This is a genomic window from Flagellimonas oceanensis (genome assembly GCF_003992595.1).
Taxonomy (GTDB): domain Bacteria; phylum Bacteroidota; class Bacteroidia; order Flavobacteriales; family Flavobacteriaceae; genus Flagellimonas; species Flagellimonas oceanensis.
Map to the genome: position 1 here is coordinate 1 of NZ_RZNA01000009.1, position 4,398 is coordinate 4,398.

The 4,398-nt window shown below is 40.6% G+C and carries 5 protein-coding genes; all 5 read left to right on the forward strand.

What is annotated here, in order from left to right; translation table 11 throughout:
- Positions 1–87 precede the first annotated feature (87 nt).
- Complete coding sequence (locus tag EO132_RS03820; protein WP_062787294.1) at positions 88–1,284, forward strand: IS256 family transposase; 1,197 nt, start codon at positions 88–90, stop codon at positions 1,282–1,284.
- Between the two features lie 248 nt (positions 1,285–1,532).
- A complete protein-coding gene (locus EO132_RS03825) occupies positions 1,533–2,309 on the forward strand; it encodes a hypothetical protein (protein ID WP_127136686.1) in 777 nt (258 codons plus the stop codon).
- Positions 2,310–2,458: 149 nt separating this feature from the next.
- Positions 2,459–2,758, forward strand: a complete 300-nt coding sequence (locus EO132_RS03830; RefSeq protein ID WP_127136687.1) for a helix-turn-helix domain-containing protein — start codon at positions 2,459–2,461, stop codon at positions 2,756–2,758.
- Positions 2,748–4,007, forward strand: coding sequence for a hypothetical protein (locus EO132_RS03835; protein ID WP_127136688.1), 1,260 nt, complete (start codon positions 2,748–2,750; stop codon positions 4,005–4,007). The genes EO132_RS03830 and EO132_RS03835 overlap by 11 nt, the downstream gene beginning before the upstream one ends.
- Positions 4,008–4,141: 134 nt before the next feature.
- The coding region (locus EO132_RS03840; RefSeq protein ID WP_164732267.1) for a helix-turn-helix domain-containing protein at positions 4,142–4,398 on the forward strand (257 nt) is incomplete at its 3' end.

Below are 4,398 nucleotides of genomic sequence, written 5' to 3' on the forward strand. Positions count from 1 at the left end.
AGGACTATCTCATAAAGTGTGTAAATAGAAAATTAGCGGGGGCATGCCCCCGCTAATTTTTTGTCTAATTTTAAATATTTTCACATTATGAAGAAAGAAGAATTGTTCAACGACGATTTCCTGAAGCAGTTCAAATCGGGAGACGAGCTCAACGGTTTTCTCAAGGAACTCCAGAAGCGCGGCATCGAGAAGATGCTGGAAGGGGAACTGGACGGCCATCTGGATTACGAAAGGCACCAGAGGTCCAAGGACGGCAACTCCCGTAACGGGCACTCCAAAAAGAAGGTGCGCACCTCCTTCGGGGAGTCCGAGATATCCGTCCCCAGGGACAGGGATGCCAGTTTCAACCCCATGGTCGTCCCCAAGCGGGGCAACATGGTGGACGGCATCGAAAATGTCATCGTATCGCTCTACGCCAAGGGGATGAGCAACAGCGATATCGGGGAACAGATACGCGAGGTCTATAATTTTGACATCTCCACTTCCACCATATCAAGGATAACCGAAAAGGTGGCGGAGGACATCGTCGCCTGGCAGAACCGACCCTTGGAACCGGTCTATCTTATCGTATGGATGGACGGTATCGTCTTCAAGGTCAGGGAATCCTCCAAAGTAATCAACAAGACCGTGTACGTGGCCGTGGGCCTGCGCAGGGACGGGAAAAAGGAAGTGCTCGGCCTTTGGCTGGGCAAGAACGAATCGGCGGCCTTCTGGATGTCGGTGCTCACCGATATCAAGGCCCGCGGCACCGAGGACATCCTGATCACCGCCACCGACAACCTGAACGGGTTCACCGATACCATCAGGAACGTCTTCCCCGAGTCCAGAACCCAGATATGCGTGGTGCACCAGATACGCAATGCCTGCCGCTACGTGGTATGGAAGGACAAAAAAGCGTTCACCGCCGATATGAAGGGCATCTACAACGCACCCAACGAGAAGGCCGCAAAGGCCGCCCTGGAGGACTTTGCCAAGAAGTGGGAAACCAAGTACTCCTATGCCATAAGGAGCTGGAGGGACAACTGGGACGAACTCACCGTGTTCTTCGAGTTCCCCCTCGAGATACGAAAGATCATCTATACCACCAACCTTATAGAGAACCTGAACGGGAAGATCAGGAAGTACACCAAGAACAAGCTTTCCTTCCCCACCGACGATGCGGTGATGAAATCCGTATATTTGGCAACAAGGGAGGCCACCAAGAAATGGTCCATGCCCATCAGGAACTGGGGCATCATTTTAAACCAGTTCCTTACGATCTATGAAAAAAGGGTCAGGCTCTAGAAAAGCCCAACCCCCGTTATTTTTAACTTACACACTTATTGGGATAGTGTCATTTTCAATTCGGATTCCCAACAGACTGTGATGAAGAAGGTAAGCCTTTGGATGGGAACTGGAATCTAAACATATCTACCTTTGAATTGGGCGAAACCTTTAATAGTTACATCGCATTATCGAAGATTAACCCTAACATTTACATTTCTTACGTACATCAAATTTTCGTTCACCAGTGGCAAATACAACATCTGGCATTGGAAGAAAACATTACTCGTTTTAATGATGTTCTTCAAAGCAGACAACTTATTCCCAATAACATTAAAGATGATTTCCAAAAAAACCGTCTACTGAAATCCAAAAACAATTACTTCAATGCAGTTGAAGAAAAACCGTTCCAGTTTGATGGCTTTTTCGATGCAAAGGGATACTTTATCAACCTAGAGAAAACCATAACCTTATGGATTGAATTAAGTAAGCGTTTTAAATTAAGTTATGACATACTTTCATTAAAGGTTCCATCTGATTGTAGCTTGATGCTTTATAAGTATCATGCAGCTTTACTAGGAGAAAATGAAAATGAAGACTCTGTGCAATCTGAGGACTTCTATAAACAAATTGAGCGTAACAAACCTTTGGTAAACTATCTTGCCCACAAAGGATTTGACAATGATGAAATCCGTATAGTGATTAACCTTCTATCTTTTAACGAATATAACAGTCTAAACATAAGACATATTGACTTTAAAGCTGTTGAATTCTTTAGGCTTTGCTATCTTTTTTACATTTTTGATTTTTACGAAGAGGATAAATCTTTATCATTCGAAACTGAAAATGAATTTTTGTATCTAAGCCTTTCTTCCGCAACAAAAGATTTGGGCAAATGGAAAAATCAGTTTAAAAAGTATTATTCCAATAAAAACGAGGTAGATTCTAAGCATTATCCCTTTACAACTTTAAGTACCACAGTAGATAAAGTGGTTAATAAACTAAAAATACGAAGGGAAAAATTGAAGGCAACACCTACCCCATAACTTTACGAACACATAAATATTTAATAAACAGCTACTTATAAACTTTTAAGTGGCTTTTTTCATTTTCATTCTTCCCTTTTTTCTCCCTGTTTTCCCTTTAAAGTTCTTGCAAACGATTCTGCAAATCAAACCAGAATCGAAAAGTAATTATGAGGGAAAATGACCTTAAAGTAATCGGAATTGAGCAAGAAAGTCTTGTATCAATCATCGGGCAGGTAGTCGCCAAAGAGCTACATGATGTACTACCTAAGTATGAGTTTAAGACTCAAAACGATGGTAACGAAGTATTAAGTACAAAAGAAGCCTGTGAGCTTCTTAGGATTTCCAAAACCACTTTATGGAGACTCAACAAAAAGGGAGCTATTCCTGTTAGACGTCTGAATACGAAAACCGTGTTCCTTAAAAGTGAATTGTTGAACTATTTAAAAAAGAATGATTATGAGAGTTAATCTAGCTAACAGAGAATATTTCATGCTTATTGAACAGGGTTTATATAAGAAAATGAAGAAGCTTGTGAACACAAATAACAGGAAATATCCAAAAGGCCGAAATCATCTAAACATTGATTATTTAGTCTTTGTAATTGATTTAATAGAGCAAAAATCAATTGAACATAAAGATAACCTTACTAAAGGACATGTACGTTTAAAAGCCAGCTATCTCAAAAAGTACTTTTGGAATTATAAAAGGCACATTGATTTTCTAGAATCAAATGACTTCATAAGTAAACGTCCTTATATAATTAACAAGAATCTATCTCATGGATATAAGGTAATTTACCCCGTTAATCAAAAACTTAAAATTGTAAAGCACTTATGTTCTCAAACAGAATTCACGAAAAACCTTGTTGATTTCGAAAACAGGACTTGTGAAATTACCGATGAGACCACAGAGCATCTGACCAAGTGGCTAAACACAAATCAAATCAGTTTCGATTACGAGTCAGCAATGAAGTTTATTACTAACAGTACAGACCTAAGTATTCGTCAGAAGTATCAGAGAACGTTAATATGTGAAAAGCTCAGTCACGGCCTTATATACTATAGGAGATTGGCAAAAGACAGAAGACTTCATACAACAATTACCAGCTTGCCTAAAGAATTAAGGCCATTCTTAAGTTTTAAAGGAGACAAGTTAGTGTCACTTGACCTAAAATCATCACAACCATATTTTCTCTGTGGGTTGATAAGTGAGTTGATAAACATAAGTGGAGAAGGGTTAGTGTTTGGTGGGTTGAAGAGAAGGTTTAGAGAGAAGATAAGTGAAGTGTATACTGTTACGATTCCGTCAACGCCGCAAAACACTGTTTACGAAGAACTTAGCGAGTTCATTGATTTAGTACTCACTAATGATATATATGAGCATGTAGGCAACAATTTTTCGGAAAAATTTTTGGAAGAAATCCAAGGACCGAACGGCCATATACAGGATAAATTCTATGTTTTAAGCAAGGGTTATAAGCAACGTAAACAGTTTAAAACACTTAGAGATTATTGTAAAAAAGCTGTTTTAGAGTACTTATACTGCTCTCCAAACTCTCATGAAAAGAGAATCAAGGAGATACGTAGAATTTTTCCAGATAGCGTAAATAGAATAGTTAACATGCTAAAATTCAAGGACGAAGAGAAGAAATTCAACAGAAATGATTTTGCACTTATCCTACAGAATATTGAGGCCTACTGCAAAAAACGGGCATAGTATACCACCTTCGGCGGGTCAAAGTGAGCCACCCGCGGCGGACCAAAGTGAGCATAGTGGGGCGGATGAACGTGAGCCACTAAAAAGATCGATTCTATTTGAGTGTTGCGATGGTTTCTTTTGTAAAAAAGACCATGGCGAACAAACAGATAGATATGCGAAAGGCAAAAAGGATTTACAAATTGTACGGCGAGGGGGCCAGCAAGCGACGGATCAGCAAGGAACTTGGCATCTCCCGCAACACGGTGGCCAAGTACATCGAGTTCTTCAAGTGCTACAGGCTGACGCCCTACGAGGTCTCGGAGATGACCCTGGAGGAGATCCACAGGCTCTTCAAGGCGGACCAAAAGCCCAAGAGCGAACAGCTGAGGACCTTAGAGCGGTACTTCCC

Bases quoted from the DNA above. Each gene is read 5' to 3' on its own strand.
- EO132_RS03820 (WP_062787294.1), top strand. From the start codon at position 88: ATGAAGAAAGAAGAATTGTTCAACGACGATTTCCTGAAGCAGTTCAAA.
- EO132_RS03830 (WP_127136687.1), top strand. From the start codon at position 2,459: ATGAGGGAAAATGACCTTAAAGTAATCGGAATTGAGCAAGAAAGTCTT.
- EO132_RS03835 (WP_127136688.1), top strand. From the start codon at position 2,748: ATGAGAGTTAATCTAGCTAACAGAGAATATTTCATGCTTATTGAACAG.